General features: G+C 69.4%; 1 protein-coding gene. It reads left to right on the forward strand.

Translation table 11 applies throughout. The annotated features are described in order from the left end of the window. The coding region (locus DMH08_RS38645) for a type I polyketide synthase (RefSeq protein WP_125621198.1) at positions 1-4,527 on the forward strand (4,527 nt) is incomplete at both ends.

The following is a 4,527-nucleotide window of genomic DNA, read 5'->3' on the forward strand; positions in this document are numbered from 1 at the left end:
AGCCGGAGTCGTGGTCGCCGCGTGGGACGGTTCTGCTGACCGGCGGCACCGGCTCGATCGGTGTGTGCATTGGCCCTTGGCTGGCCGAGCATGATGCCGCCCGTGTGGTGCTGACGTCGCGTTCGGGCCCGTCCGCGCCGGGCGTTGCCGCGCTGGCCGCGTCGGTGGCGGACGCCGGGTCGGATGTGGAGGTCCTGTCGTGCGACCTGGTGGTGCGGGAGCAGGTGGAGGGTCTGGTCTCGTGGATCGAAGTCACCGGTCCGGGTTTGTCGACGGTGCTTCACTCGGCGAACACGCCGTTCCTGGCGCGGGTGGAGGACACCACACGTGAAGGGCTCGCGGCGGCGTTGGGCGCGAAAGCCACGGGCGCGGTTCACCTGGACGAGGCGACCGCTCATCTAGGCGTGGACGAGTTCATCTTGTTCTCGTCGATCTCGGCCACGTGGGGCAGCAACGACCATGCCGCGTATGCGGCGGGGAACGCGTTCCTTGACGGGCTGGCCGAGGAGCGTCGTGCCCGTGGTCTGCCGGGCACATCGATTGCCTGGGGTGTGTGGAACACCCGCGACTGGGACGCCGTCGACGCGGTGATGGACCAGGCTCCGGGACGGGTGACTCCCCATCGGCTCCTGCGGCAGGGGATGAACTTCCTGGAGACCGGCCGGGCACTGCGAGTGCTGGGTGAGGTCCTCGCCGATGACGAGACGTTCGTCGCTGTCGCGGATGTGGAGTGGGAGAAGTTTGCTCCGGTGTTCCGGGCGGCGCGGCCGCGTCCGCTGCTGGACACCCTTCCCGAGGCCCGCGACGAGGCTGACGAAGACGCGCACGCGGCGGCGTCGACCTCGGCCGGTACTCGTGGTGAGTTCGCCGAGCGGCTGGCGGGGATGCCGGCGGCCGAGCGGCGGCGCACCGTGGTGGAACTGGTCCGCTCGCACGCCGCCGCGGTGCTGGGGCATGAGTCGGCCGAGGAGATCGTGGCGTCGCGTGCGTTCCGCGAGCTGGGGTTCGACTCGCTGACCGCGGTCGAACTCCGGAATCGGTTGAACGGTGCGTGCGGGCTGCGGCTGCCGTCCACGGTGGTTTTCGATCACCCGAGTGCTTCGGCGCTGGCCGACGAGATCATCGCTGGACTCTTCGGTAGTGATTTGGATGAGAGCGCGCCGCTGGTGTCGGCGAATCTCTCGACCGACCCGATCGCGATCGTGGGGATGTCGTGCCGTTACCCCGGCGGTGTCCGCACTCCGGAAGAGCTGTGGGAGCTCCTGCGTGCGGGCGGCGACGCGATCAGCGGTTTCCCCGTCGATCGCGGCTGGGATGCCGAGGCGCTGTTCGATCCGGATCCCGATTCGGAGGGTTCGACGTATGTGGTCGAGGGCGGTTTCCTGGCCGGTGCCGCGGAGTTCGATGCGGGGTTCTTTGGGATCAGTCCGCGTGAGGCGTTGGCGATGGATCCGCAGCAGCGGTTGCTGCTGGAGACGTCGTGGGAGGCGATCGAGCGTGCGGGTGTCGATCCCCGGTCGCTGCACGGTTCCCCCACGGGCGTGTTCGTCGGCGCAGCGGCGTCGGGTTACATCGGTGCGCTGGAAGACGACCCGGAGGCGCAGGCCCACCTGATCACCGGGAACGCGCTGAGCGTGCTGTCGGGCCGGGTGTCGTACTCGCTGGGCCTGAACGGGCCTGCGGTGACGGTGGACACGGCGTGTTCGTCGTCGCTGGTGGCGTTGCACCAGGCGGTGCAGGCGCTGCGGTCGGGCGAGTGCTCGATGGCGCTGGCCGGCGGTGTGACGGTGATGGCCGATCCCGGTGAGTTCGTCGGCTTCTCGCGGTTGCGGGCGCTGGCTTCCGATGGTCGGTGCAAGGCGTTCGCGGACGGCGCGGACGGCATGGGCATGGGCGAAGGCGTCGGGATGCTCGTGCTGGAGCGTCTGTCCGAGGCGCAGCGCAAGGGCCGTCGAATCCTGGGCGTGGTTCGTGGGAGTGCCGTCAACCAGGACGGTGCGTCGAACGGCCTGTCCGCCCCGAACGGCCCGGCGCAGCAGCGGGTGATCCGCGCGGCCCTGGCAAGCGCCCACCTGACGACGAGTGATGTGGATGTGGTGGAGGCGCACGGCACGGGCACGGAGTTGGGTGATCCGATCGAGGCGGGTGCGTTGCTGGCTACCTATGGCCAGGGGCGTGCGGGTGATCGGCCGTTGTGGCTGGGGTCGGTCAAGTCGAACATCGGTCATGCGCAGCAGGCGGCGGGTGTCGCGGGTGTGATCAAGGTGGTGATGGCGCTCCAGCATGGCACTCTGCCCAAGACGCTGCATGCCGATGAGCCGTCGTCGCATGTGGACTGGGCGTCAGGGAACGTGCGGCTGTTGCAGGAGCCGGTGGAGTGGCCTGCGGGTGACCGGCCTCGCCGGGCGGGCGTCTCGGCGTTCGGCATCAGCGGCACCAACGCTCACGTGATCGTCGAAGAAGCCCCGGTCGATGTGCACGTCGAGGACACGGCCGACCAGGTGATGCCGGTGTTCTCGCACCAGATTCCCGCCTGGGTGATGTCGGGGCGCAGCGCTTCCGCCCTTACCGGTCAGGCGGGTCGTTTGCGGGAGCACGTGCTGGCGTGTCCGGAACTGCTGGTGGTCGATGTTGCGTGGTCGTTGGCGACGGCGCGTGCAGCACTGGAGCATCGGGCCGTCGTGCTGGGTGATGACCGGAGCAAGCTGGCCGCTGGGCTGGCGGCGGTGGCGACGCAGCAGCCCGGGCCCGGCGTGGTGACGGGTTCGGTGGCTCCCAACGGCGCAGGCCGGGCGGTGCTGGTGTTTCCGGGTCAGGGGAGTCAGTGGGTCGGGATGGGGCGTGAGCTGGCGGAGGCGTCGCCGGTGTTCGCGGCGCGGCTGGCGGAGTGTGCGGCGGCTTTGGCTCCGTTTGTGGAGTGGGAGCTGGATGACGTCCTTGCGGGTCGTCATGGGTTTGAGGCTGCGGATGTGGTGCAGCCTGCGCTGTGGGCGGTGATGGTGTCGCTGGCGGCGGTATGGGAGGCCGCGGGCGTAGTCCCGGACGCGGTGGTCGGTCATTCCCAGGGTGAGATCGCTGCGGCTGCCGTTGCCGGGATTTTGTCGCTGGAGGATGCGGCGAAGGTGGTGGCGCTGCGCAGTAGGACGTTGCGGGTGTTGGCGGGTCGTGGCGGGATGTTGTCGATCGCTGAGCCCGCCGACGATGTTCGCGCGCGCATCGAGCCCTTCGGGGAGCGCCTTGCGATTGCTGCGGTGAACGGCCCGTCGGCGACGGTGGTGTCCGGGGACGCCGATGCCCTGCGCGAGCTGGCCGAGTCGTGCGGTGAGTCGCCGCGGACGCGGATGATTCCGGTCGATTACGCCTCCCACAGTGCTCATGTCGATGAGTTGCGGGACGAGATCGTTTCGGTCTTGGCGGGGATCGAGCCGGGTGAGGCGCGGGTGCCGATGGTGTCGGCGATGAGTGGCGAGTGGCTGAACGGCCCTGAGCTGACGCCGGAGTACTGGTATGCCAGCCTCCGCGAAACGGTCGAGTTCGACCGCGCCGTCCAGGTCTTGGGCGAGTCCGGGCACGGTGTCTTCGTCGAATCGTCTCCGCATCCGGTGCTCACTCCGGCGATCGCCGAGAGCTTGGAGGAGCAGGCGCCGGTGGTGGTGGGGACGCTGCGGCGGGACGAGGGCGGCGTGGATCGGTTGCTGGTGTCGTTGGCCGAGGCGTATGTCCGGGGCGCTTCCGTGGATTGGGCGAGTGTTCTGGGCGGGGGCTGCATCGTTGATCTTCCGACGTATGCGTTTCAGCATCGGCACTACTGGCCGGAGCCGGGCGGCGAGGGTGCCGGTGGGGCGGTGGTCTCCGGTGCGGAGGCGAGTTTCTGGTCTGCGGTCGACAGTGGTGATTCGGCGGCTTTGGTGGAGTTGCTGGGGGCGGATCCGGGTGATGCGGCGCTGGCGGCGTTGAGCGGTTGGCGGCGTCGTGAGCAGGCCGATTCGGCGGTCGCCGGTTGGCGCTACCGGGTGTCGTGGGCCCCGGTCGCGGAGTCGGCTGCTGTTCTGTCGGGGTCGTGGTTGGTGGTCGGTGACGGGGCCGAGGCTGTTGAGATCGGCGAGGCTTTGGGGTCGCGTGGCGCTTCGGTGGTGGCGACGTCCTTGGATGGCTTGGAGGACGCGGTCGCCGGGGTCGACGAGGTCAGCGGTGTGGTGTCACTGCTGGCGCTGGGTGACGATCGGTTGCTCGAACATCCCCCGGTTTCGGCTGCTCTGGCCGGGACGGCCGCCTTGCTTCGAGAGCTGGGCCGACTTGGGGTGTCTGCTCCGTTGTGGGTGTTGACGCGGGGTGCGGTGTGCGCGGTTGCGGGTGAGGGTGCGGATCCGGTGCGTGCGCAGGTGTGGGGTTTGGGTGTGGTTGCGGGTTTGGAGCTGGCCGGCCGGTGGGGCGGTCTGGTGGATCTGCCGACGCAGTTGGACGGGCGTGCCGCAGGCCGTTTGGCGGGGGTTCTGGCGTCCGGTGGCGAGGACCAGGTCGCGGTGC

The organism is Actinomadura sp. WAC 06369 (assembly GCF_003947565.1).
GTDB classification, from domain to species: Bacteria; Actinomycetota; Actinomycetes; order Streptosporangiales; family Streptosporangiaceae; genus Spirillospora; species Spirillospora rifamycini.